Raw genomic sequence first — 23,449 nt, forward strand, 5'->3', positions numbered from 1 at the left:
TCATGAATTTTTTAAAAAGGCTTACCATTGCGACAAGCATTGCTGCAGCGAGTTACTGCGGATATGCCTACGGACAGGATTTCCAGTGGAAAGAAGCGCAATCCAACGGATATTCGTACAGATATGTAACGAATGATCCTACTTCTGCAAGATACTACACACTGAAGAACGGACTGACCGTTATTTTAAGCCCGACGAAGAAAGACCCGAGAATACAGACCTACATCGCGACCAAAGCGGGAAGCAAGACTGACCCTGCAGACCATACCGGCCTCGCCCATTATCTTGAGCACATGCTTTTTAAAGGGACCAACCAGTTCGGTTCAAAAGACTGGGCAAAAGAAAAGCCGCTTTTAGACAAGATTGATGCGTTGTATGAAAAGTACAACCAGACGACAGACGAAGCCAGGAGAAAAGAAATTTACAGGGAAATTGATAAAGTTTCCGGTGAAGCATCACAATATGCCATTGCCAATGAATACGATAAGATGATGGCGGGAATGGGCGCGGACGGAACCAATGCATTCACTTCTTTTGAACAGACGGTCTACACCGAAGATATCCCGGCCAATGTTGCCGACAAGTTCCTCGCGGTTCAGGCAGAACGGTTCAGGGAGCCGGTCCTGAGGCTTTTCCATACCGAGTTGGAAGCAGTGTATGAAGAAAAAAACAGAGGCCTGGACAATGACCCGAGAAAAGTTTATGAAGCAATGTTTGCTGCCATCTTCCCGAACAACAACTACGGGAAACAGACGACGATCGGGACTGTTGAACATCTGAAAAATCCATCCCTGAAAGCAATCCGGAATTATTTCAACAATTATTATGTCCCGAACAATATGGGCGTAATTATGTCGGGAGATTTTAATCCTGATGAGATGATCTCAAAAATCGACAGGGCATTTTCCTACATGAAACCGAAAACGGTTCCCGAATATAAAATCGGGACGGAACAGCCGATTAACATTCCTGTTACCAGAGAAGTCTACGGGCCGAATCCTGAAAACATCACCATCGGGTTCAGGTTTCCGGGTGCAACGACCAGAGAGGCAAGGATGCTGAACTTTATCGGAAGCATGCTGACCAACGGGCAGGCAGGACTGATTGATCTGGATCTTATTAAAAAACAGAAGCTGCTTGCAGCCTACGCTTCGCCCTATGTTTTAAAAGACTATTCGGTTCTGCTGCTTCAGGGGAACCCTATCGAAGGCCAGTCGCTGGATGAAGTAAAAACATTGCTGCTTCAGGAAATCGACAAGCTTAAAAAAGGTGAATTTTCGGATGACCTCATCCAGTCGATTGTTAATAATGAAAAGAAAAACACCATCCAGAAGTATGAAAAATATACTTCAAGGGCAGAATCCCTGATGGATGAGTTTACGTCTGACCTAGACCATAAAACCCAGCTTCAGTATGTAGAGGAGATTTCAAAGATCACCAAAAAGGACATCATGGACTTTGCTTCGAAATACCTTCAGAATAACAATTATGTAGCGGTATACAAAAGGAAAGGTGAAGATAAGAATATTGTAAAAGTAGACAAGCCTTCTATTACGCCGGTATCCGTAAACAGGGAAAACCAGTCCCCGTTCCTTAAAAAGATCGATGAGATGCCGGAAGCCCCGATTGCTCCGGTGTGGGTGAATTTTGACCGGGACATTGCTAAAAATACACTGGGCAGCGTAGATGTACTTTCGGTAAAAAATACAGACAATGCTTTGTTCAGGCTGTATTATTATTTTGATTCAGGAAGATGGAATAATAAAATCCTCCCTTTAGCGGCAGAATACCTTCAGTACCTGGGCACGAAAAATAAATCTTCCGAGGCCATCAGCAAAGAATTTTATAAACTGGCTTCCAGCTTTAATGTAAATGCAGGCAATGAAGAAACGTATGTTACCCTGGAAGGCCTGAATGAAAACTTTGACCAGACCGCAGCTTTATTTGAAGACCTTATCAAAAACTGCCAGCCGGACCAGAAAGCCCTGGAAGCTTATAAAGCTCGGGTGAAAAAATCCAGAGCAAATGCCAAGCAGAACAAAGGATCCATAATGAACGGACTGAGAAGCTACGCGCAGTACGGCCCGCAGAACCCATATAACAATGTGCTGAGCGATGCGGAACTGGATGCGCTGAAAGCGGAAGACCTGGTAAACATGCTTCATGACCTTTTTAATTTTAAGCATAAAGTGTTATACTACGGGCCGAAATCCGGGAATGAACTTACCGCTTCTTTAAAACCGGTTCATAAAGTATCCGGTTCACTGAAAGAAATGCCTAAGTCAAAAACTTTTGTACAGGTTCCTACGGATAAGAATAAAGTACTGTTCGCGCATTATGATATGGTTCAGGCAGAAGTGTTCTGGGTAAGGAATAGTGATCCTTATAACCCGTCTATTACCCCGACCGTAAGCTTATTCAACAACTATTTCGGCGGCGGAATGGGATCTGTCGTATTCCAGACGATCCGGGAATCCAAAGCACTGGCGTATTCCACTTACTCTTATTTTTCGCTCCCGGGCAAAAAAGAAGATAAGGATATGATTACGGCCTATGTAGGAACGCAGGCCGATAAATTCAATGAATCTGCCGTTGCGATGAATGAGCTGCTGACTACCCTTCCGAAATCCGACCAGCTGTTTGAAACAGCCAAAAGCGGCCTGAAGAAATCCATTGCCGCCGAAAGGATTACGCAGGACGGGATCATCTTCACATATTTAAGAGCACAAAAGCTCGGCAATACAACAGATATCAGAAAAAATACCTATGAGCAGGCGCCGAAGCTTACGTTTGCCGATATCAATAACTTCCATGATAAGGAAATGAAAAGTAAAAATTACACCTACTGTCTGGTGGCATCCCAGGATAAAGTCAGCGAAGCCGACATGCAGAAACTCGGTGAAGTGAAAAAACTTAACCTGACTGAGATTTTCGGTTATTAAAACAAAAAGCAGCTGCCTTGGCAGCTGCTTTTTTTATCGGTCATCTATTTTCCGGTTGAGCTGGATGGGATTATTGTTTTCTTTAACCTGCTTCTGCACATTTTCGTCAGGGTTTTTATATCCGTGGGAATCCTATCATTCCTGCTTTATTTCCGTTACTTTACTCAAATTTTCCGGACTTGGAACAATAAAAACAGATATGTCATACGGTTATTATTTATCAGTAACAGCTTGTATAGCAAACAGAGGCGTTTCTGTTGCAGTAGGTACATCAGATATGGAGCAGGCATCGGATTTATCAGATATGAATTACATGAGATAACAGATACATTAACTGAATTGAATGCTGTTATTGCAGGACAGTCAGATTATTTGGATTGGGGTACAGATTCGTTATATGTATCTTCTGAAACTGCTCTATCTCAGTATGTACGATACGATAAAGTAGAAAAAAACCAAGTGTCTACTTTAAGCTTAAGAAATTTTTTAATAGAACTGAAAAATTTCAAAGAGCAGTGTCAGGCTGGAGACTATTACAAAACCATCATTGGGCAGGCATTTACAGCAGTTAAGGCTAATCCTTCCCAATATAAAAGATGGCCAACTTCCGATTTAGATTATTTAATTACCTTAAATAATATAACAATTGCTCTGGTATTGGAAGCCAATGATTTTAGTTTATCAACAGGGCAATATTTAGCTCAGTTAATAAGATATTTTTAATACAAATCTCAAATATGTATGATGAGTACTACAATAAAATTTTTGAATAGTAATAATAAACTGGTTACCGAACAACTGACTACTCAAATGGGTAATTTTTCAAAACTTTAATTATGCCTGTCAGTAAAATCACATATAAGCAAAACAAAGGGTTTTGGGTAGAAGAAACCTTTATGCAATTAGTGTATCACTACATACACGAAGAATTAATAAAAACCCAATATTTAGTTAAAGATAAGCATATACTGTTAAAATCTATCAGAGATCGTATAAACGGTTATTTTATTGGAATAATGTCATTAGGCTGGAGAAATTTAATCGAGACCAATTCAGAAATTAAAACGATGACTCAGGTTTTAGAAAATGTAAAGACAACATTGAAAAGCAAGGGAACATATATTTCTATTGTAGAGCTTCAAAATATTTCAACTGAAGATGTCGAATTTAAGTTATATCTTTCAAATCCTTTTCCAACTTCAGATCTTATCGAAATTTTAAATGCATTAATTCAAATGTTAAATGGTTCTTGGACCTCTACAGATTATGAGATGCAGATTGATTTTATTTAAAATATCTTCATAAACGAATGAATGTAATATTTTACATGAATAAAATATTTAACAATGCAAAAGCAAAAAACAGAAACAGTTTTTCTATCATATTTATTTTAAGAAAAAGAGATGCAACAAAGTATCCCTGATGATTATACATCCCCTCAAACTGTTTTATTGGTAATCTATTTTCTGGTTCAGTTCGATGGGATTATTGTTTTCTTTAATCTGCTTTTGTACATTTTTCGTTAAGGTTTTCATATCCATCGGGATGATATTACCGTTAGCATCCCCTACCTGAAATTTTATATTTCTGGCTTTAATCTCTGCAAAAGGATCGCTGTAATAATTTAACTGCATTTTATTTAAAACCTCCCAGCTGATTTCTTTACCGGTTCTTAAGGCGAACATATTATTCTTATCCGATCTCTTTGTTTTAACTAAAGCAAATTCAAAATCTGAAAGACGGTCTGAAATTTTGACAATCATACCCGGCAGGCCGCTGAAAATATACGGCCCTTCCTGTAAAGGGATACTTTGTGTAAACCACGCCGTCCATTCCCTGCCGCCATACTTTACGGTTGCTTTCTGGCAGTCATACTCCCCTATCTTTAATTTATCTGATCCTATTTCCCACTCAAGATTGTCTGAAATCCTGATAAAATATTTATCATTCATAACCGGCGCGGTAACAACTTTAATGATACTTTTCGATGCCAGGTTTTTTTTAATGTAAAGCTGTTGTGTAAATGTCATTTTCTCGCCTGCGCCGAAACCTGTTTTTTCAGTTAAGGAATCAGATCGTCTTGCTTGTGAAGATCTGAATACAGATTGCCGGCCTAATACATCAAGATAATATTCATCTGTAACAATACTGTCTTTATTAAAACCAGGCCTATACTTAAGTTCATATATAAATGTTATATTCTGGGCGGGTAGAACAGATGAAATTACAAAAGCAAAAAATAATAACAGTTTTTTCATGGCATTTATTTTTAATGACTAAAATACAAAAAAGAGATGCAATAATGCATCCCTGATATTACACATCCTTTCAAAACGTTTTACTGATAATTTATTCTGTGATTAATTTCAATAGGGTTATTATTTTCTTTAATCTGTTTTTTTGTTTTGTCAGTCTGAATTTTCATGTCCGGCGTTACAGCATTACCATTACCATCATCAACTTTAATAGGCAGGCCTGAAGACTTCATACGGGCAAACGGGTCAGAATAGTAATTTTCAGATAATCTTTTAAACTGTTCCCACGTTAATTCCGAACCGTTATTTCTATAATGGATCTTTTCACTTCCATTTTTTATTTCACTTAAACTAAAATTATAATCATTCTTATCGTCAGAAATTTTAACAATTAGACCCGGCAAATCACTGAAAACATACGGTCCGTCTTGAATAGGAATTTCAGTTGTAAACCAGGCTGTCCAGTTTCTGCCTCCATAATTTACTTTTGCTTTTTGGACGTTAAAAGTTGCTATCTTATCTTTTTCAGGTAAAATTTGCCAGTCGAGTTTTTCATTTATTTTTATAGAAAATATTTCAGCATAGATGGTTTGAATATTTTTTCGGATTTCATGATCAGACCGTTTTTTTATTATGTAAAACTGATCTTCAAACCTAGGCTTTCTGCCTAATCCAAAACCTGTTTTTTCAATAAGAGAATCAGATTTCCTTTCAAATTCTGTTCTGAAGACAGATAAAATTTTATCATCAATATCTAAAATCATTTTTTCTGAAATCGTACTGTCTTTTAACGGATTTGGCTTATAAGTCAGATCATATTTAAATACTTGATTCTGGCCAACGACATTATTATAAAATATCATAGCAAATAGGAACAGTGAAAAATTTAAAATTTTATTTTTTTTCATGATATGAAGGTAATAATCTTTAACAAATAAATTACAAGCCTTAATTTGTTTGATTATTAATAAAAAAATACTATTAAACAGAGACATACATTTTACGTCTCATTATTTTAAAATTCAATTTACATGCATCTATTACATGAATTTCCATTTGAATCCATCCACCATCCGCAGGTAAGACCATATTGTTCACATATATCAGCAGAACCTGTTCCCATACGCGGCATACACATATTTGCACATCCGTCTACAGGCAGACGTTTTCCTCCCACTAAAGATTTCAAATCATTTCTCGAAAGTTTTTTCAGATTTTTCATAATTCAACTGTTTTAAAAATTAAAAATTCATTTTTTACACTGCAATTTTTTCCGGATCAATTGTTTTACGAATTTGAAAATTCTTTATACCTTTACCAATCAGTAAATTGATTATTTCAACCAGAAAACTAATTGCACCTAAGATGGATATCGGCACTAAAATCAAAAATTTAAGAGAAGAAAAACATTTGTCACAAAGCGATCTTGCTTTTGAATTAGGCGTTTCCCAAGGAACCCTGCATAATATAGAGAGCGGAAACTCCAGAAAGATCGATTTCCTCTTGATGGATAAAATCTGCCGGTTTTTTGATAAGGATTTTGAATACTTTTTGGATACGAAAATCATTAATAACATAACTGAAAATAAAGGACAAGTTAGTTGTGAAGACTTTACAGTCAATAATAATTTCCCGGATAACTTTCTCGAAGAATTTAAAAAACTGGTGGAACAGAACCAGATCAATCAAAAGATTATTGAAGAGCTTAAAAGCAGGTTCGAAGATCAATAACCACTATCGCCAAAGCGCTGCATACAGCGTTTTTTTTAGCTTAAAACCAAAAACATCAATAGATTTTATTTATCAATACCAAACCGTTTGATAGATAAAATACCTATATATTTGCACCAGAAATTTAAATAAAAAAAATTAAGAATTATGTCTTTAGTAGGAAAAAAATTCCCTAATGTAGCGGTTGATGCTATGTCGGAAATGGGTGATGATCTTAGAATCAATATCTTTGAAGAAGCAACCGCCAATCAGCAAAAAGTTCTTTTGTTCTGGTACCCGAAAGATTTTACTTTCGTTTGCCCGACTGAGCTTCACGCATTCCAGGAAGCTTTGGGTGACTTTGAAAAAAGGAACACCAAAGTAATCGGTGCCTCTTGCGATACCAACGAAGTACATTTTGCGTGGCTTAACGTATCCAAAGACAACGGAGGAATTGAAGGGGTAACTTATCCGATCCTTGCGGATACCCACAGACAGCTTGCCAACCTTTTGGGCATTGTTGACCAGGATTTTGAATACAATGAAGAAGGTGAGGAAGTGTTTACAGGATCCAACGTTACCTACAGAGCAACTTATCTTATTGACGAGACCGGAAAAATTTTCCATGAGTCTGTAAACGATATGCCTTTGGGAAGAAACGTTAAAGAATACCTGAGACTGATTGATGCTTACACGCACGTTCAGAAGCACGGTGAAGTTTGCCCTGCAAACTGGGAAGAAGGAAAAGAAGCCATGAAAGCCGACAGGACTTCTACCGCTGATTATTTATCAAAAAACTAATCAAATAAATAATGTGACAATATAACCAGTGCAGCAATTTGATAACGGAGGCTGTCACCTGATCCGGAACGGATGAATGGACAACCGGTACCTTATTAAATTGCTGCATTGTTTATTTCATGCTAAAAAAATAAACTTATGTATACAGAATTAACAGAAGATACGCTGCAGTCTGTGATCAGCGACAATGAAAAAGTAGTGGTGCAGTACGGCGCTACATGGTGTGGGAACTGCAGGATTATGAAGCCGAAATTCAAAAAGTTAGCTTCTGAAAACGAAAGCATCCCTTTCCTGTATGTAGACGCGGAAAAATTACCGGAAAGCAGAAAATTAGCCAAGGTTGACAATTTGCCGACGTTTGCAATTTTTAAAAACGGAGCGCTTGTAAACCAGGTTCAGAGCAACAAAGCAGAAAGTTTAACCGAATTATTTAATGAATTGTAATTATGAAGTTACCCATAATCAGACAGTTTTACCAGAACCAGACCCCGGAAAACCTGGAAAAAACACTGGAGGTTTTAGAAAGCTTCTCTGAGTTCAGAGGAACCAGCGAAGAGGACCTGAATGTGGCCGGAGAACTAATTACCAACATCTGCGGAGCCCTTGAAGTGCATGCTGCCGTAAAGAACGGAATGAGCGAAAAGGATGCGCTGAATTCCTTTGCCCAAAAAGTATTGGGATCTATTGATAAATAATTAAAAAATTTCTGAGAACCAGCATTCCTGGAATAAAAAAATCCCGATGAAACAACATCAGGATTTTTTAGGTTTATAAGCAAATTATAAATCCGTACGGATTCATAACTCAAAACTCATAATTCATAGTGCTTATATTATTCCTTAAGACCTGACATGCCGGATGTTTCATAAATTACATGTATTTAATTTCGCCTGTATTTATTTATATCAAAAGAAAATCCCGATGAATCAACACCAGGATTTTTCAGGTTTATAAGTGAATCATAAATCCGTATGGATTCATAACTCAAAACTCATAATTTATAGTACTTATATTATTTTTTAAGACCTGACATGCCGGATGTTTCATAAATTACATGTATTTAATTTCGCCTGTATTTATTTATATCAAAAAAAAATCCCGATGAATCAACACCAGGATTTTTCAGGTTTATAAGTGAATCATAAATCCGTACAAATTCATAATTCATAATCCAAAATTCATAATTCATAACTTTTACTCTATCAGCTTCTCCTGCTCATCAGTATGCTTAAGATATACCAGAACAGAAGCATAATCGAAGCAAACAGCTGTAATGATGCCCCAACATACTGATTGGTGCTGTAAACATCTTTCAGCTTGCTCGTCTGATATAAGATAGTGGCAGAAGCAAGGATTACCATGCCTACGGAAAACCATAGCCCAAGGTTGAACCCGAACAGCATTCCGCCAACGATCAGGCCAATGGAAATAAATCCTCCGATAACAATGATGTTCCTGAGGAATGAAAAGTCTCTTTTTGAAGTAAATGCTACCGCTGAAATCCCCGCAAACATCGCGGTTGTTAACATCGCAGCCTGAAAGATCACCTGCGGCCCGGCATAAAGCGTGGCTATTTTAATCAGCGGAAGAAAAATAACGGCTTCCAGGATAACATAAAACCCCAACCCGAAATACTGTGTAGACCTGCTTAACGAAAGCGACCATTTGGTAGCCAGCACCGAAGCCAGCCAGAATACCCCGATAATCAGCAGCCAGAGATACCGCTGGGCAAACATGGCAAAGATCAGCTGATCCGGAACCATCTGTAATAAAACAGTTTCTACCCCGATAAAGGCTAAGATTGATAAAGCAACGTGCAGATACGTTTTCCTGTAAAAGCCCGCTTTGTCCACATCTGAAGAATGTGCGACTAAAACATCTGTCATCATAGTTATTTTAATTTATTTTAAATTTATTTTTTTAAATAATAAATAAGAAGTCAACCAAATACTAACCTCTAATCCATAACTTCTAATTATTTGCTGTACTCCGGCTTCACGCCGAGAATTTTTCCGTCATTTTCAAAAATTACCGTTATGATATCCCTCGGAGGATCCAGTGTATCATCAGCATATTTATACTGTATGGCAGGATACGTCTCGTTATCCAACAGCTTCTGATAGCCGGATTTATATACTTCCGTCTTTCTCTCAAAACTGATGCCTCCCGATAGTTTCCGGATGATATCGTCGTTCACAATATCTTTTACTTTATCCGAGATAAGGCTGCTGACCGTATTTTTATCGGAAGCTTTCAAAGCCGCGACAAACTTTAAAAATGACTGGTTATACAGGTCGGTTTTATCCCTGCCCAGCTCAGAAGTAAGTTCAATCTTCTTGCTTTCAACAATTTTTATACTGCCTTTCTGCTGGGAAAAGCCCAGCTGAAAAGCTAAAACGGCGGTGGCCAGTACTGTTTTTTTCATATCCGAATTCATGATGGGTTGACAGCAAGATACGAAGAATTATATTACCGATAAAAATTTCATTGTATCCACATTATCCGCATACGTATCCAGTCCCGGGTTCTGCGCTTCTCCCAAAGCCACGGAATCCAGGCTGAGTCCACCCTTTGCCACAACGCACTGGATATGCTCTTCATTTTCAGCAATAAAACTTTTTACCTCGTCAAGGGAAGAATACCTGCTGAAATTAATTACCGACAGCGGACTGAAAAGCTGGTCATCTTCTTTCAGCATGACAAAATTGTTATCCCAGAATGTATCCCGGTTCAGGAGATACACCGCCCTGTTGTAATCGTAATTATTGGCATATTTATGGTGATTGATGATCTCCTTGAAATCCACGAAGCTCTCAAACAGCCGGTCAATTAAAAAGTCGTCCGGAATAAAAAGCCGGGTCACGTTCCTGCATCCCAAGCCAAAGTACCGGAAAATATCGGTTGCCAGAAGCTTCAGCTCCTCTTCCGTTTCATCCCCTTTCAGAACGGCCACGGATGTCCTGTTCTTTCTGATGATATGCATGCTGTTTTTAAAATAATATTCCAGGTACCTTGCGGTATTGTTGCTTCCCGTGGCAATAACGGCATCAAAATTTTCCAGCCGCTCTACGAATTCAAACGGAACGTTCCCCTCTGAAAATTCATTCCATTTCTTCAGTAAAAAAGGGATCATGTACCTGTCTTTTGAAGACAGCTTGATTACGGGAATATGGTTTCCCAGCACAACTGAAATCACATCATGGAAACCAACCAACGGAATATTCCCGGCCAGGATGAGCCCTACCCTCTTGGAGATCTTTGAAACGGAATATTTTCCGAGCCAGCTGTTTATATTTTCTTCAGTAAGCAGATCTGCCCATTGCTGAAAAGCAAATTTCTGGTTTTCAATGGTAAACCACGGATTTTCAATGGCTGTTTTGTTCATTAAGAGCTCAAGATCAGAACCGGGTTCATGATGATCCTCCTGATTTTCCGCTAAAAAGTCTTTGATATAGCTGCTAAGCCGCGTAAGTCCTAAAACTTGATTTTCCATATTCATAATTACTGCAAAATTGGGGAATATTTTGTAATTTTGTGCAAATTTAAAAAAAATTAGCGATGGCTATTAAAATAACTGATGAATGCATTAATTGCGGAGCCTGTGAGCCGGAATGCCCTAATAATGCGATTTATGAAGGAGCGGTAGACTGGAAAGCTTCAGAAGGCACTGAACTTAAAGGTACGGTAACCATGCCGTCCGGACTTACGATCAACGCAGATGCTCCGCAGGAACCTGTAAGCGATGATGTCTATTTCATCGTTACCGATAAATGTACAGAGTGCAAAGGCTTCCACGAGGAACCTCAGTGTGCCGCCGTCTGCCCTGTTGATTGCTGTGTGCCGGATGAAGACCATGTGGAATCTGAAGAAACACTGCTGGATAAAAAAGCATTTTTACACGGAGAATAAAAACTGCCGTCTCAATCACCATGAGGCGGTTTTTTGTATATAAAAATCAGAATTCATTAATAAGAAACGATAAATGAAACTGTAACAGCAAAAGTTTACAGCAAACCAAAAAATAAAAATATGAGCAAAAAGCACAACTTCAGCGCAGGACCATGCATCTTACCTCAGGAAGTATTCGAAAAATCGGCACAGGCGATTCTGGATTTCAACGGAATGGGGCTTTCTCTTCTTGAAATTTCACACCGGAGCAAGGATTTTGTAGCCGTTATGGACGAAGCACGCGCCATTGTGAAAAGACTGATGAACCTGGGTGATGATTATGAAGTACTGTACTTAGGCGGCGGTGCCAGCCTGCAGTTTGCCATGGTGCCTTACAACCTCATGAAAGTGGGCGGAAAAGCGGCATATACCGATACCGGAACCTGGGCGGCAGGTGCCATTAAAGAAGCTAAAAAAGTAGGAACAGTGGACGTTGTAGGTTCTTCAAAAGAAGAAAACTACAATTTCATCCCGAAAGACTATACCGTAGGTTCAGAATATGATTATTTCCACTGCACCTCAAACAACACCATCTACGGAACCCAGATGAAATCCTTCCCGGACGTGGATACGCTGATGGTGTGCGATATGAGCTCCGATATTTTTTCCAGACAGCTTGATTTTTCGAAATTTGACCTGATCTACGCCGGCGCACAGAAAAACATGGGGCCTGCAGGGGTTACCTTGGTGGTGATTAAAAAAGAAATCCTGGGTAAAACGGGACGGGAAAATATGTTCTCTATCCTTGATTATTCCCAGCACATTGCCAAGGAATCCATGTACAACACACCGCCGGTTTTCCCTGTCTATGCATCGTTACTGACTTTACAGTACCTGGAAAACAACGGAGGGATTGCAGCTGCCGAAGCCAGAAACGAAGCAAAAGCAAAGCTTTTATATGATGAAATCGATAGCAATCCTTTATTTGAGACCTTCTGCGTGAAAGAAGACCGATCGTTGATGAATGTGTCATTTAAACTGACAGATGACAGCAGAAAAGAAGAATTTGATGCCGCATGGAAAGCTGCAGGAATCAGCGGGCTGAACGGGCACAGGAGCCTGGGCGGATACAGAGCCAGCCTCTACAATGCCATGCCTGTTGAAAGTGTTCAGATATTGGTATACGCCATGAGATCTTTAAGATAAAGTAAAGATTAAAAAATGTGGATTAAAGGGGTATGAACATTATTTTAAATTTTCTTAATTTGCGGGAATGATTTAGAATTTTTGAAGACCTTTTTTTAATCTTCAAATCAAAATATACGAACCATGAAAGTTTTAGCTAACGACGGGATTTCTGCAGCAGGAGAACAGGCACTGAGAAACGCAGGAATTGAAATACTGGACAACAGGGTGGCGCAAAACCACCTGATCGGTTTCATTAACGAAAATAATGTGGATGTTCTTCTTGTAAGGAGCGCAACCAAAGTAAGGCAGGAGCTTATTGATGCCTGCCCGGGCCTTAAGATCATCGGAAGAGGAGGCACCGGGATGGATAACATTGATGTGAATTATGCTATTGACAAGGGCATCTACATCATTAATACCTCCACAGCTTCTTCAAAATCCGTAGCGGAACTGGTATTTGCCCATTTCTTCTCCCTGGCGAGGTTCCTTCATGAATCCAACAGGCTGATGCCGCTGGAAGGGGAAACGCATTTTGACGCGATGAAGAAATCATTCGGCAAGGCTTATGAGCTTTCGGGCAAAACGTTAGGGGTCATCGGTTTCGGAAGTATCGGCCAGGAAGTCGTTAAAATGGGGATTTCCCTGGGAATGAAAATCAAGGTCCTTACCCGGAAGCCTAAAACGGAAGTCCTTACCCTGGATTTTTTTGACGGGCAGTCTGTAAAATTTGAAATCACTTCAGACAACGATATGGATGCTTTCCTCCGGGAAGCTGATTTCATCAGCCTCAATACGCCGAAAACGAAAGAATATATCATCGATACGCCTCAGTTTGAAAAAATGAAGGACGGAGTGTATATTGTGAACACGGCAAGAGGCGGCGTAATCAACGAAGTGGCACTGATTGATTTTATTGAATCTGAAAAAGTAGCCGGTGCCGCACTGGATGTTTTTGAGAACGAGCCTAATCCGGAGCTGCCGCTGCTTATGAACCCTGCCCTTTCGCTTTCCCCGCACATCGGCGGGAATACGGTGGATGCACAGGAAAGGATCGGAGCCGAATTAGCGGAACAAATTATTAAGATAAAAGAAACTATACTATAAAATATGCCTATTTTTAAACCTTTTCGTGGAATCAGACCTCATAAAGACCATGAGAGCACCTTCCCTACCCATCCTCTTGACAACTTCACTCAGGAAGAAATAGCGGGAAAAGCTCAAGTTGAAGACACTTACATCAATATGATCAAACCTTATGTTGTAAGTAAATCCAAGGACATCGACAGGAATTTAAGAAAAATCCGGTCAACATTTGAAGAACTGATGGAGGAGAAAAAACTGGTCCAGGATAATTCTTCCTACTACCTTTATGAGCAGATCTACCCCACCAAACAGGTTTTCAGAGGGCTTCTTGGCTTAGCGAGCATTGAAGATTTCTGGAGCGGCAAGATCAAAAGGCATGAAAGCACCATCCCGCAGAAGAAGGAAAAGCTGGCACATTACCTGGAAAAAGTAAACCTGCAGGCAGAACCTGTACTGCTTACCTACCCTTCCAATTCCAAGATCGAGCTGCTGATGAACCACGAGGAAAAAAACGTCCCTATCTTCAACCATGTGGATACAAAAGGGATCCGGCATAAAATCTGGAGGATAGACAACCGCCTTAAGCTTCAGCAGTTTAAAGAAGTCATTGACCAGATTGATGCGTTTTATATTGCAGACGGCCACCACAGGATCGGCTCAACGGCCCTTAATGCCAAATACCACAAAGAAAAAAACAAAAGGCATAACGGTACGGAACTTTACAATTTTGTGTACAGCTTCATCGTATCCAACCAGTCCATTAAAATCCATGACTACAACAGGATCGTAACGGACCTCAACGGCCTGTCCAATGAAGTATTTTTAAAAGAACTGGAAAAATATTTCCTGATTCACGAGAAAGGGGAAACGGCATATTTCCCTTCACAGAAATTCCACATTTCCATGTATCTGGACGGCAAATTTTACTCCCTTCACGTAAAACATGACCTGCGTTCACAGGAAATGTCCCTGGATAACCTGGACCACCATCTTCTGGATAAGTTTATCTTTAAGAACATCCTGAAAATTGAAGACCCGGACAGTTCCGAGAAAATCGATTATGTGAAAGGGACATCCAACCTTGAAGGCATAGCGCTGATCAAGGAAAAAATAGACAAAGGCGAAGGCAAGGCAGGATTCGGGATCTATCCCGTAAGTTTTAACGATATGATTAAAATCTCAGACTTAAAGCTCAGCATGCCTCCGAAATGTACATTCATAGAACCGAAATTAATTACGGCCCTGTTAATGTATGACATGAAACAGTAAAAAATAATCAATTTTTCCTTACTTTTAGCACCAGAAAAGAAAGGTAAATAAAAAATGAAAAAAATATTCATTATCCTTCCACTCTTTTTGAGTGGATTTTTATTTTCTCAAAAAAAGCCCCAGAAAAGTCCTGCTAAAAAGCCCGTGATGGTAAAAATGAACTATCACGAGGAATTTAAAAAAATTTCAGACGAAATCATGGCTCACGGTACGGCGTATGACAACCTCGGAGAGCTGACCAAAGGCATAGGCCCCCGGTTCAGTGCTACCATCGGCTATATGAAGGCGGCGGACTGGGCGGAAAGGCAGCTGAAGGAAATCGGGATTGAAATGATCTGGAGGCAGGAAGCAAAGGCCCCTATCTGGATAAGGGGCAAGGAATCCCTTTTTATAAAAGCCGGAAACGGGGATTGGAAAAACATAAGGATGCTGTCTTTCGGGAATTCTGAAGGAACAGGCGGAAAAGACCTGACGGGCGAAATTGTGATGATCGGCAGTACTTCTGAACTTAACAGCCTTTCAATCGGGCAGCTGAAAGACAAAATTGTTTTCGTCAACCTTCCCATGGATCCCACCATTATCAATACGAGCGATTCTTATCTGGCAACGGCAAAATCCAAACTGATCTCAGCTTCCGTGATTGCCAAAACCGGAGCGAAAGCTTTAATCATCAGGTCTCTGACCACAGCCGGTGATGATACGCCGCATGCCAAGATGATTTACTATGAGGCAGATGACAAAGTGAAAATCCCGGCACTGTCCATTGGCGTACGTTCTGCAGATGAGCTGGAAAAATTGCTGAAAACACAGAAAGTTACGGCAAAGCTCAACATGAATGCAGAATCCAAAGGGCAGACCAACAACCCGAATATCATTGCTGAAATTCCGGGTAAGAAAGATTCCAAAGTTATTGTTCTGGGGGCGCAGCTGGATTCCTGGGATTTCGGGGAAGGCGCTACTGATGACGGTACGGGAGTGGTTCAGTGCATTGAGGTGCTGAGAACTCTGAAAGCTTTAGGCATCGAAAACAACCATACGATCCGGGTTGTTCTGTACGCCAACAGCGAAAACGGCGGTCAGGGACGCGATGTGTATGCCGCTTATGTAAAAAAGAAACAGGAAAAACATATTTTCGCACTGGGTACGGATGCCGGCGGATATTCTCCGAGAGGGTTTTCACTGGATATGTCCCCGCAGAGGCGGCGTCTTATTTTCCCGTGGAAAGAATATTTCCTTCCTTACGGGGTCTATAATTTTGATCAGACTGATGCCATTCAGGATATTTCACCGTTAAAAAAACTGGATATCCCTTTGGCAGAACTGGTAGTAGACACCCAGAGGTATTTTGATTACCACCATTCCGTAGAAGATACCTTTGATAAAGTAAATAAAAGAGAGCTTCTCTTAGGCGCCGTTGCCATGACCCAGATGATCTTTATGATTGATAAAAACTGGTGATATTCCGTTCAGATATACTTTAATATACCTCTAAATAAAGATAAAAAAGCTCTTTGAGCTATAACGCAAATACATAATAACCAGGCCGGACTCATACGCGTTGAAGGAGCCAATGGCCGGTCTGCCGGGTTAAAACCTATAATAAGCCTGATTTTCTGCCGCCGCTGCCACTTACCTGACGGGAAGGCTTTGTGGCAATTGTCCTTACCTGCCGGATGTCCCGGTTAAAAAATATCCAGTGGGCCGGCGGCCAACATATGAACTATGAAATGGCTGACTGCTATAGCGGCGGCAGAAGTAAAAGCCTCTATTATGGCAAATAATGAATTTTCAGGGCAAAATCTTAAAAGAAGTATATAAACATATTCCATATATGCCTCCACCCTCCTGAACGCCAGTTGACATCAAACTTTTCATCGTTTTTGTAATACAACGGAAGCTGAATTTTCGCATGAACCATTGGAGGATTATTTTTTACTTTTTCGAAGTAACTGGGATCCAGTGCTGACTTTCTATAATACTCTATTTCAATAATGGTTTTATTTCTCTCCGCTTTAAAAATATATAAAACAACATCATACAGATCAGCATATTCTTATTTCGGGATTTCAATTGATAAATCAAAATTACACAGGGTTTTATGACAGTTGATTTTATTTCTGAGTGTACGGTTACGGTCTTCAAAGCCTTTGCTGCGAGTAAAATCACTGAAATCAGATATAATAAAGAAACATTCCGTAGATAATCTGTTCCTGCAGCAACGATCTGCCAGATTAAAAAGATCAGCAACGGCTTTTTCTATTTGCGTTTCAACGTTTTCTCTGGAAATCAATTCACCATCCATTCGCTTTTAAATTAAATAAGTCTAGTCAAGTTCAGTTCATTTCATTTCAGATATTCTTTCTTACTGAGCTTAAAGTCAAGGATCTTTCCGTCCCTGTTGATCCTGACATCAATAGACTTCTGGTCTTTTTCGATCCGGTTGATAAAATAGTAGCATGCCTGATCCTGATCCAGGTTTTCCAGTGAAATCCCGTTGATGCTGACAATAGAATCCCCGATTTTCAGAGGGAAATTTTCTTCTTCAAAAACAAAAGTAACGCTTGCTTTTCCGTCGGCAAATCGGTAGCTGAATCCGAAAGAGGCAAGCATGGGCTGGCTTGTCCCGATTCTTTTCATGTAAATTTTATTGGACCTCCAGTCGATTACAAAGATAAAGTCTTTAAAAAACTCATTTCCTGCCAGATTCATTTTTCCGCTTGATATCCTTTCATTCTGAAACAATGTATTTCCGATCTTCATAGAGTCTGCACGGAAAATATATCCCGGCACGGGCTTCGCGGTTCCGAAAGCCCCGGTGGTACGCGTCCCGAAGGTTTTTACATAATGATTAAACTTCTCAGGATCTAAGTGGTCGCCGGAGGTTTCCAGCCTGCCGGAAAAGCCGGTATCAAAAGTGAATTTCACTTCTCTGTTCAGCAGTGCTGCACTCACCATCGGAGTTTTCTGCGGCTTTGCCTCGAAAGGAATAACGGTCCCGTAATCCCGGAGATCAAAAAGTGAAAGGTCCTTTGATGCTTCCAGTGAATTTTCGGAATAATTGATCTTCCAGAAAAGCTTGGCCATCTGGTTGGCCCCGATGATGCCATCTACCTTAAGACAGCCCAGCTCCGCGGAATTAAGATCGATAACAATGGCTCCTATATTTTTGAAAACAAGCCGGTCGACCTTCATCTCCGGAAGCTCCGTAAGGATCTGCTGCTGCACGTTCTGATCAGAATCCCTGATTGCCTTCCTGTATTTTTTCTTCAGATTCAGTTCCTTGTAAATGGCCTGGGAAATGACTGTTGGTGCACCGGTATCAAACAGGAAATTATACATTTTTCCGTTGATATCCACCTTTACGAACGGCAGGTTGTTTTCAAACCTCAGGTTTACTTTTTCAAGAGGATGCTGAAGCTGTACCTCTCCTTTTTCAAAAAACTTTTTTTCCTGTGCGAAAGCAGCAATCGCAGAACATATAAAAAGTGAATAAAGGATTTTTCTCAATTGGGTATTTTATGCGAAAATAAGGTTTTTTGTGGGGATGAAAAAATGAAGAACTGTTTAATCATAGGTTACTATCGCATTTAAACAACCCTTGGTTAATTCTCTTTCCGGAATTTCATCAGAAGTTATGTCGTGCAATATTTCTTCCTTTTGTATTTTTTGTTGCCTGTCTTATCGGCAAGATGTGATATGCTTAAGATTCCTAAAAACAAAAAGCCATCCTCCCGGACAGCTTTCATTATAATTCAGTTCTAAAATTTATCAAGAATTTTCTTCGGAAGCACTTTCACCAATTGTGATTTATATTCCTTTTCAAGGATCACGAACTTCCAGTATTTACGGTCTTTGGAAACGGCGCAGGCTTTCATATGGGCGTTGATAAGATAGGTGCCTTCGTTAGTGAGGTATTTCACATTGTTTTTGCCGTACTTACCGATAAGTACCGTGCTGATTTTCTTCTTCATATCGTCATTCATTGAACTCACATTGCATTTCAGCTTTAAAAAGTAACTGGCAATGGAAAAATATTCATTGGTGATGAGTTCAGGTTTCTCCACAGAGGCAAACTGCAGGTTCTGCACTTCAACCTTCATAAACGGATTATTGTACGTCATGTTCAGGAGCTGGGTCATCTGATCTTTCGGGACAACCGTAAAGAATTTCGGATAGATACAGCTGACCGCCCGGTCAATCTGTCTGGCCTTGATACTGTTGACAAAATACGTGAGTGATTTTCTGATCGCCGGGTCATCCGGATGTGCTTTGGCCTGCGCAAAAGGCAAACATGATAACAGAACGAACAGAAACAGAAGTGATTTGGTTCTCATGAGTATTTAATATTATAATTGTTTTTTTGACAGAAAGATCTTTAAACCTTCATCACATTATATCATTTAAATCAGTCGTAGAGGTCAGGTCAATCGTTACAATTTATTTTTAGCTGAATGAAAAAAGCCGTCCTCCCGGACGGCTTTCAAAAATATCTTAAGGATGATATGATATAATTTAATTATTTTACTTTCACAAGCTCAACATCAAATACTAGCCATGCATTTGGCGGGATTACGCCTCCTGCTCCGTTAGCTCCGTAGCCCATTGCCGGCGGAATCAGTAAAGTAGCCGTTTCCCCTTCTTTTAACAAAAGGATTCCTTCATCCCAGCCTTTAATTACCCTTCCCATCCCGATTGGAATATCGATCGGCTCATTTCTCTTGAATGAAGAATCAAACTCAGTTCCGTCTACCAGCTTTCCAGCATAGTGTACCGAAACATTGTCACCCGCTTTCGGCGCTTTTCCTTCAGCGGTTTTCGTGATTTTATAATAAAGACCGGATTCCGTTTTCTGCATTCCTGCTTTCAGGTCCTCTACCATTTTCTCCTGGTTGGCTTTAAACTCATCTTCTTTTTTCTTCTTGTCTGCTTCTTCTTTAGCCATAGCCGCTTTGTTATTTTCTGCGATTTTAGCTTTTCCTTCCGTAAAGGTCCTGGCAGCGTCGTAGTTTTTGTACTCGTCACCTTTGCTGAATACCGATACTTTTTCCAGTACGATATCCGTTTTCGGCTTATCCTGAGCTCCTTTTTCTACATTGGCAATTGCATCAATCACATCGTTACCTTTTACTACTTTTCCGAAGATCGTGTGTCTTCCGTCCAGCCATGGCGTAGCCACTTCGGTAATGAAGAACTGGGAACCGTTGGTATTCGGCCCGGAGTTCGCCATGGAAAGAATTCCTTTTCCTGTATGTTTAAGGTCGTTTTTTTCGTCCTCGAATTTATATCCCGGATCTCCCATTCCCGTTCCCTGAGGATCTCCCCCCTGGATCATGAAATCTTTGATCACCCTGTGGAAAATGGTTCCGTCATAAAAAGGAACCCCTTTCGCTTTTGCCTTGTTATCAATTTTCCCTTCTGCAAGACCGACGAAATTAGCTACCGTTACGGGTGCTTTTTTGTCTTCAAATTTTACAATCAGGTTTCCTTTTGTCGTTTGAAGGTTTGCATACAGTCCGTCGTTAAGACCTTCGTAAGTTTCTTTGTCTACGTTCATTTTTTTATAAATTGGTGTACAACTCATCAGCGAAATACTTGCCGCCGCCAGAATTATATTTTTGTTAAACAATTTCATTGATTATAGTGCTTTTAATTTTATGATTAACGGAATGTCGTTATCTATCTTTTTTTCGTCTCCGTAGGTCCCGTATCCCAGCGAAGAAGGAACCAAGAGCGTAACTTCTTCACCATCACGGATAAAGCGTAAAGCATCTTCTACTGCCTTCAGTTCGTTAAAGTGCCCGAAGCTGGCATCTCTCCGTTCAATAGGCTGGTCATAGATCTTGGTTTCATCAAAATCATAGAGATCATAGGAATAGGAAATCGACGTATTGTCCTGCCTTCTCTGTCTCTGGTCAAAACCTTCCATATTTACCCAGTAATTAAGCTGGGTCGGAAAAAATTTTACCGGCTGCCCGGTAATCCATTCCTGGATCTGCGTTCTTTCCCTTGCATTCAGGTTTTTCATCCGTTCCCTGGAAACATTCAGGTCGTCATGGCTCAATACGCCGCCGACAGGGGGATGAGTCTGCGCATTTTTGCTGCAGCCTGCCATTGCCAATACCGATATGAAGAATATTCTTTTCATAAACTGTTGCGAAAATACACAATTCAGGAATCAATTACAAAACTTGACGGATTTATTGAAGGATATTTTTAACATCTAAGATTTTACCGATGGTCATGCTGATGGGAAAAGATTATTTTGAAAGAGATTTTTCTTTCCGCTGCCTTCATTTCAGAATGCCAGAATCAGCCGTCACTTTTCGAAACAAAAAAGCCGGGAAAACTCCCGGCTGTATATTGGTTAAAAGTCTGTTGTTAAACCGTTTCCATTACGTGGTCAACCTGTACTCTCCATCCAAAAGGGTCTTCTGCAAGGTTGGTCTGCAGGCTAACAAGGTCATTTTTCAAAATAGCGGCGTAGCTTTCTTCATCCGATAACCTCGGCAACTCCAGCTTTTCACCGTTGTATCCCAATGCCTGGAAAACTGTAGTTACCACTGCAGTCCCTACACCCCAGACTTCTTTCAGGGTACCGTTTCTCTGCGCTTCTACCACCTCTTTTACTTTGATCGGCTCTATCTTTACTTCAATGCCTCTTTTACCGGCCAGCTGGATAAAGCTGTCCCGGGTAACACCGTCCAGGATTTTCTCTGAAGTCGGCGGTGTGTAAATGGTATCGTTGATTCTTACGAAAACATTCATGGTCCCGCTTTCCTCGAAATATTCGTGGGTAGCATCATCCGTCCAGATAATCTGCTCATAGCCTTCTTCAATGGCCAGCTGTGTCGGGTAGAAAGATGCCGCATAATTACCGGCGGCTTTTGCAGAACCTACCCCGCCGCTTGCCGCTCTGGAATAGTGGTCTGAAATTTTTACGGAAACAGGCTCTGTATAATAGCTTTTTGCCGGCGTAGCCACAATGGCAAACATATATTTATTGGCAACCCTTGCCTTTAACGCTTCTTCTGTTGCAAAAATAAGCGGCCTGATGTATAAAGAATTGCCTTCTCCCTGAGGAATCCATTCTCTGTCGATATCAACCAGTGCTTTAAGCCCTCCCAAAAATATTTCTTCAGTTAGTTCAGGCATTGCCAGACGCTTAGCCGATTTATTGATACGTTCAAAATTCTTTTCCGGCCTGAAAAGGAAAACCTGTCCGTCTTTGTCTTTATAGGCTTTCATACCCTCAAAACAAGCCTGCCCGTAATTTACGCCCATCATGGCAGGGGTAAATGCTAAAGGACCGTAGGGAACCAATTTTACATCCCCCCACTTCCCGTCTTCATACTCACAGATGACCATATGGTCTATGAAAGTATTTCCGAAAGAAAAGTTTTGTGGGTCGAATGTAGAAATTCTGGAGTTTTCAGTTTTTTGAATTATCATTTCTAAAATTTTTTATGATGTTCTACAAATTTAATATAATTTTCTAAATATAAAAATTTTGGAGTAAATTTGTAAAAAAATAGCTTGAAAAGAGAAATCAGGACCACCAATGACGGCAGCAAAACATTGTTTATCAATGATTTAAATGAAAACTACCATTCACATCACGGTGCCCTTCAGGAAGCGGAACATGTGTTTATCAAAAATGGACTTATTCTTATCTATGATTATGAAATTAATATTTTAGAACTCGGTTTTGGAACAGGTTTGAATGTTTTGGTAACAATTAATGAATATTTAAAAACTGACAAAAATCATATCATCAATTATTTTTCCCTTGAGAAATATCCGATAAATGAATTTGAAATGACTGATCTGGCATATTTCGAGCATTTTGATAACCCTGAATTCAAAAATATTTATCAGAAAATTCATCATGCAGACTGGGAAAAACCGGTTGAAATTGTTAAGGGCTTCCACCTTAAAAAAATACAGTGTGACTTTTTCGACCTGAAAGACATAGACTTACCCAAAATCAACCTGGTTTATTATGACTGCTTCGGAGCACGCGTACAGCCTGACCTCTGGGAAAAACCACTGTTTGAAATGGTTGCTGATAAAATGGCGGTTAACGGACTGTTAACAACCTATGCTTCAAAAGGCAGTGTAAGAAGGATCCTGCAGGAACTTAATTTTAAGGTAGAAAAGAAACAGGGACCGCCGGGAAAAAGGGAGATGATTAATGCGGTTAAATTACAGGGATCAGATATATAAAAAGTCAGTGGAATTACATATAGGTGTTGAAATAAATAACCAGGGTTTAATGACCGTATAAAGTCTGTTGTTCTGAACTAATTTCTGGTT

Annotated in this window: 24 protein-coding genes; 13 read left to right on the top strand and 11 right to left on the bottom strand. The window is 40.0% G+C overall.

What is annotated here, in order from left to right; genetic code table 11:
* Nucleotides 1-2 precede the first annotated feature (2 nt).
* The 3 genes from SD427_RS10730 to SD427_RS10740 all read left to right on the top strand — a co-directional run bounded on the left by SD427_RS10730 (nucleotide 3) and on the right by SD427_RS10740 (nucleotide 4,234).
* Nucleotides 3-2,942 carry a M16 family metallopeptidase gene (locus SD427_RS10730; protein WP_320557791.1) on the top strand — a complete coding sequence of 980 codons (2,940 nt, stop codon included), beginning with the start codon at nucleotides 3-5 and terminating at the stop codon, nucleotides 2,940-2,942.
* Nucleotides 2,943-3,281: 339 nt separating this feature from the next.
* Entirely contained in the window at nucleotides 3,282-3,665 is a 384-nt protein-coding gene (locus SD427_RS10735) for a hypothetical protein (RefSeq protein ID WP_320557792.1), read from the top strand.
* A gap of 113 nt (nucleotides 3,666-3,778) precedes the next feature.
* Nucleotides 3,779-4,234, top strand: coding sequence for a hypothetical protein (locus tag SD427_RS10740; protein WP_320557793.1), 456 nt, complete (start codon nucleotides 3,779-3,781; stop codon nucleotides 4,232-4,234).
* A gap of 156 nt (nucleotides 4,235-4,390) precedes the next feature.
* Here SD427_RS10740 and SD427_RS10745 read toward each other — a convergent pair whose 3' ends face one another.
* The 3 genes from SD427_RS10745 to SD427_RS10755 form a co-directional block, all read right to left on the bottom strand.
* Nucleotides 4,391-5,200: a GLPGLI family protein gene (locus tag SD427_RS10745; RefSeq protein WP_320557794.1), complete on the bottom strand. Its 810-nt coding sequence runs from the start codon at nucleotides 5,198-5,200 to the stop codon at nucleotides 4,391-4,393.
* A gap of 80 nt (nucleotides 5,201-5,280) precedes the next feature.
* Nucleotides 5,281-6,105 carry a GLPGLI family protein gene (locus tag SD427_RS10750; protein ID WP_320557795.1) on the bottom strand — a complete coding sequence of 275 codons (825 nt, stop codon included), beginning with the start codon at nucleotides 6,103-6,105 and terminating at the stop codon, nucleotides 5,281-5,283.
* Between the two features lie 119 nt (nucleotides 6,106-6,224).
* Nucleotides 6,225-6,419 (bottom strand): bacteriocin-like protein, encoded by a 195-nt coding sequence (locus tag SD427_RS10755; RefSeq protein ID WP_320557796.1) that lies wholly within the window; start codon nucleotides 6,417-6,419, stop codon nucleotides 6,225-6,227.
* A 143-nt stretch (nucleotides 6,420-6,562) separates the two neighbouring features.
* Here SD427_RS10755 and SD427_RS10760 point away from each other — a divergent pair, with 143 nt between their 5' ends.
* The 4 genes from SD427_RS10760 to SD427_RS10775 all read left to right on the top strand — a co-directional run bounded on the left by SD427_RS10760 (nucleotide 6,563) and on the right by SD427_RS10775 (nucleotide 8,403).
* Nucleotides 6,563-6,928, top strand: a complete 366-nt coding sequence (locus tag SD427_RS10760; RefSeq protein ID WP_320557797.1) for a helix-turn-helix transcriptional regulator — start codon at nucleotides 6,563-6,565, stop codon at nucleotides 6,926-6,928.
* A gap of 147 nt (nucleotides 6,929-7,075) precedes the next feature.
* Nucleotides 7,076-7,708, top strand: coding sequence for a peroxiredoxin (locus SD427_RS10765; protein ID WP_320557798.1), 633 nt, complete (start codon nucleotides 7,076-7,078; stop codon nucleotides 7,706-7,708).
* A gap of 138 nt (nucleotides 7,709-7,846) precedes the next feature.
* On the top strand, nucleotides 7,847-8,152 hold the full coding sequence (locus SD427_RS10770) for a thioredoxin family protein (protein WP_320557799.1): 306 nt from the start codon (nucleotides 7,847-7,849) through the stop codon (nucleotides 8,150-8,152).
* 2 nt (nucleotides 8,153-8,154) lie between these two features.
* A complete protein-coding gene (locus tag SD427_RS10775; RefSeq protein ID WP_320557800.1) occupies nucleotides 8,155-8,403 on the top strand; it encodes a DUF6952 family protein in 249 nt (82 codons plus the stop codon).
* A gap of 507 nt (nucleotides 8,404-8,910) precedes the next feature.
* Here the strand turns inward: SD427_RS10775 and SD427_RS10780 are convergent.
* The 3 genes from SD427_RS10780 to SD427_RS10790 form a co-directional block, all read right to left on the bottom strand.
* Nucleotides 8,911-9,597, bottom strand: coding sequence for a Bax inhibitor-1 family protein (locus SD427_RS10780; protein WP_320557801.1), 687 nt, complete (start codon nucleotides 9,595-9,597; stop codon nucleotides 8,911-8,913).
* Between the two features lie 86 nt (nucleotides 9,598-9,683).
* The gene (locus tag SD427_RS10785; RefSeq protein ID WP_320557802.1) at nucleotides 9,684-10,133 is read right to left on the bottom strand and encodes a peptidylprolyl isomerase; all 450 of its coding nucleotides are present in this window, start codon (nucleotides 10,131-10,133) and stop codon (nucleotides 9,684-9,686) included.
* A gap of 39 nt (nucleotides 10,134-10,172) precedes the next feature.
* Nucleotides 10,173-11,207, bottom strand: a complete 1,035-nt coding sequence (locus tag SD427_RS10790; protein ID WP_320557803.1) for an acyl-CoA reductase — start codon at nucleotides 11,205-11,207, stop codon at nucleotides 10,173-10,175.
* A gap of 59 nt (nucleotides 11,208-11,266) precedes the next feature.
* Between SD427_RS10790 and SD427_RS10795 the strand changes: the two genes are divergently transcribed.
* The 5 genes from SD427_RS10795 (at nucleotide 11,267) to SD427_RS10815 (ending at nucleotide 16,594) form a co-directional block, all read left to right on the top strand.
* Entirely contained in the window at nucleotides 11,267-11,617 is a 351-nt protein-coding gene (locus SD427_RS10795) for a 4Fe-4S binding protein (protein WP_320557804.1), read from the top strand.
* A gap of 120 nt (nucleotides 11,618-11,737) precedes the next feature.
* Nucleotides 11,738-12,802 carry a 3-phosphoserine/phosphohydroxythreonine transaminase gene (serC, locus tag SD427_RS10800; protein ID WP_320557805.1) on the top strand — a complete coding sequence of 355 codons (1,065 nt, stop codon included), beginning with the start codon at nucleotides 11,738-11,740 and terminating at the stop codon, nucleotides 12,800-12,802.
* Between the two features lie 123 nt (nucleotides 12,803-12,925).
* Nucleotides 12,926-13,888, top strand: coding sequence for a D-2-hydroxyacid dehydrogenase (locus SD427_RS10805; RefSeq protein ID WP_320557806.1), 963 nt, complete (start codon nucleotides 12,926-12,928; stop codon nucleotides 13,886-13,888).
* 3 nt (nucleotides 13,889-13,891) lie between these two features.
* Nucleotides 13,892-15,136 (top strand): DUF1015 domain-containing protein, encoded by a 1,245-nt coding sequence (locus tag SD427_RS10810; protein ID WP_320557807.1) that lies wholly within the window; start codon nucleotides 13,892-13,894, stop codon nucleotides 15,134-15,136.
* 54 nt (nucleotides 15,137-15,190) lie between these two features.
* Nucleotides 15,191-16,594, top strand: coding sequence for a M28 family peptidase (locus SD427_RS10815; RefSeq protein ID WP_320557808.1), 1,404 nt, complete (start codon nucleotides 15,191-15,193; stop codon nucleotides 16,592-16,594).
* A gap of 885 nt (nucleotides 16,595-17,479) precedes the next feature.
* On the opposite strand, the gene SD427_RS10820 is transcribed toward SD427_RS10815, so the two are convergent.
* The 5 genes from SD427_RS10820 to SD427_RS10840 form a co-directional block, all read right to left on the bottom strand.
* A complete protein-coding gene (locus SD427_RS10820; protein ID WP_320557809.1) occupies nucleotides 17,480-18,643 on the bottom strand; it encodes an aspartyl protease family protein in 1,164 nt (387 codons plus the stop codon).
* A gap of 251 nt (nucleotides 18,644-18,894) precedes the next feature.
* On the bottom strand, nucleotides 18,895-19,470 hold the full coding sequence (locus tag SD427_RS10825; RefSeq protein ID WP_320557810.1) for a hypothetical protein: 576 nt from the start codon (nucleotides 19,468-19,470) through the stop codon (nucleotides 18,895-18,897).
* Nucleotides 19,471-19,652: 182 nt separating this feature from the next.
* Nucleotides 19,653-20,690 (bottom strand): peptidylprolyl isomerase, encoded by a 1,038-nt coding sequence (locus tag SD427_RS10830; protein WP_320557811.1) that lies wholly within the window; start codon nucleotides 20,688-20,690, stop codon nucleotides 19,653-19,655.
* Between the two features lie 81 nt (nucleotides 20,691-20,771).
* On the bottom strand, nucleotides 20,772-21,281 hold the full coding sequence (locus SD427_RS10835; protein WP_320557812.1) for an FKBP-type peptidyl-prolyl cis-trans isomerase: 510 nt from the start codon (nucleotides 21,279-21,281) through the stop codon (nucleotides 20,772-20,774).
* Between the two features lie 233 nt (nucleotides 21,282-21,514).
* The gene (locus SD427_RS10840; protein WP_320557813.1) at nucleotides 21,515-22,585 is read right to left on the bottom strand and encodes a branched-chain amino acid aminotransferase; all 1,071 of its coding nucleotides are present in this window, start codon (nucleotides 22,583-22,585) and stop codon (nucleotides 21,515-21,517) included.
* A gap of 84 nt (nucleotides 22,586-22,669) precedes the next feature.
* Here SD427_RS10840 and mnmD point away from each other — a divergent pair, with 84 nt between their 5' ends.
* On the top strand, nucleotides 22,670-23,359 hold the full coding sequence (gene mnmD, locus SD427_RS10845) for a tRNA (5-methylaminomethyl-2-thiouridine)(34)-methyltransferase MnmD (RefSeq protein ID WP_320557814.1): 690 nt from the start codon (nucleotides 22,670-22,672) through the stop codon (nucleotides 23,357-23,359).
* Nucleotides 23,360-23,449 lie beyond the last annotated feature (90 nt).

This window comes from Chryseobacterium sp. JJR-5R, assembly GCF_034047335.1.
Classification (GTDB): Bacteria; Bacteroidota; Bacteroidia; order Flavobacteriales; family Weeksellaceae; genus Chryseobacterium.

Excerpts from the sequence above, each read along its gene's own strand:
- SD427_RS10835 (WP_320557812.1), bottom strand. The coding sequence starts at position 21,281 with ATGAAAAGAATATTCTTCATATCGGTATTGGCAATGGCAGGCTGCAGC.
- SD427_RS10770 (WP_320557799.1), top strand. The coding sequence starts at position 7,847 with ATGTATACAGAATTAACAGAAGATACGCTGCAGTCTGTGATCAGCGAC.
- SD427_RS10830 (WP_320557811.1), bottom strand. The coding sequence starts at position 20,690 with ATGAACGTAGACAAAGAAACTTACGAAGGTCTTAACGACGGACTGTAT.
- SD427_RS10810 (WP_320557807.1), top strand. The coding sequence starts at position 13,892 with ATGCCTATTTTTAAACCTTTTCGTGGAATCAGACCTCATAAAGACCAT.
- SD427_RS10740 (WP_320557793.1), top strand. The coding sequence starts at position 3,779 with ATGCCTGTCAGTAAAATCACATATAAGCAAAACAAAGGGTTTTGGGTA.
- SD427_RS10805 (WP_320557806.1), top strand. The coding sequence starts at position 12,926 with ATGAAAGTTTTAGCTAACGACGGGATTTCTGCAGCAGGAGAACAGGCA.
- SD427_RS10730 (WP_320557791.1), top strand. The coding sequence starts at position 3 with ATGAATTTTTTAAAAAGGCTTACCATTGCGACAAGCATTGCTGCAGCG.
- SD427_RS10795 (WP_320557804.1), top strand. The coding sequence starts at position 11,267 with ATGGCTATTAAAATAACTGATGAATGCATTAATTGCGGAGCCTGTGAG.
- SD427_RS10780 (WP_320557801.1), bottom strand. The coding sequence starts at position 9,597 with ATGATGACAGATGTTTTAGTCGCACATTCTTCAGATGTGGACAAAGCG.
- SD427_RS10760 (WP_320557797.1), top strand. The coding sequence starts at position 6,563 with ATGGATATCGGCACTAAAATCAAAAATTTAAGAGAAGAAAAACATTTG.
- SD427_RS10840 (WP_320557813.1), bottom strand. The coding sequence starts at position 22,585 with ATGATAATTCAAAAAACTGAAAACTCCAGAATTTCTACATTCGACCCA.
- SD427_RS10775 (WP_320557800.1), top strand. The coding sequence starts at position 8,155 with ATGAAGTTACCCATAATCAGACAGTTTTACCAGAACCAGACCCCGGAA.
- SD427_RS10750 (WP_320557795.1), bottom strand. The coding sequence starts at position 6,105 with ATGAAAAAAAATAAAATTTTAAATTTTTCACTGTTCCTATTTGCTATG.
- SD427_RS10815 (WP_320557808.1), top strand. The coding sequence starts at position 15,191 with ATGAAAAAAATATTCATTATCCTTCCACTCTTTTTGAGTGGATTTTTA.
- serC (WP_320557805.1), top strand. The coding sequence starts at position 11,738 with ATGAGCAAAAAGCACAACTTCAGCGCAGGACCATGCATCTTACCTCAG.
- SD427_RS10765 (WP_320557798.1), top strand. The coding sequence starts at position 7,076 with ATGTCTTTAGTAGGAAAAAAATTCCCTAATGTAGCGGTTGATGCTATG.
- SD427_RS10785 (WP_320557802.1), bottom strand. The coding sequence starts at position 10,133 with ATGAAAAAAACAGTACTGGCCACCGCCGTTTTAGCTTTTCAGCTGGGC.
- SD427_RS10790 (WP_320557803.1), bottom strand. The coding sequence starts at position 11,207 with ATGAATATGGAAAATCAAGTTTTAGGACTTACGCGGCTTAGCAGCTAT.
- SD427_RS10745 (WP_320557794.1), bottom strand. The coding sequence starts at position 5,200 with ATGAAAAAACTGTTATTATTTTTTGCTTTTGTAATTTCATCTGTTCTA.
- SD427_RS10825 (WP_320557810.1), bottom strand. The coding sequence starts at position 19,470 with ATGAGAACCAAATCACTTCTGTTTCTGTTCGTTCTGTTATCATGTTTG.
- SD427_RS10755 (WP_320557796.1), bottom strand. The coding sequence starts at position 6,419 with ATGAAAAATCTGAAAAAACTTTCGAGAAATGATTTGAAATCTTTAGTG.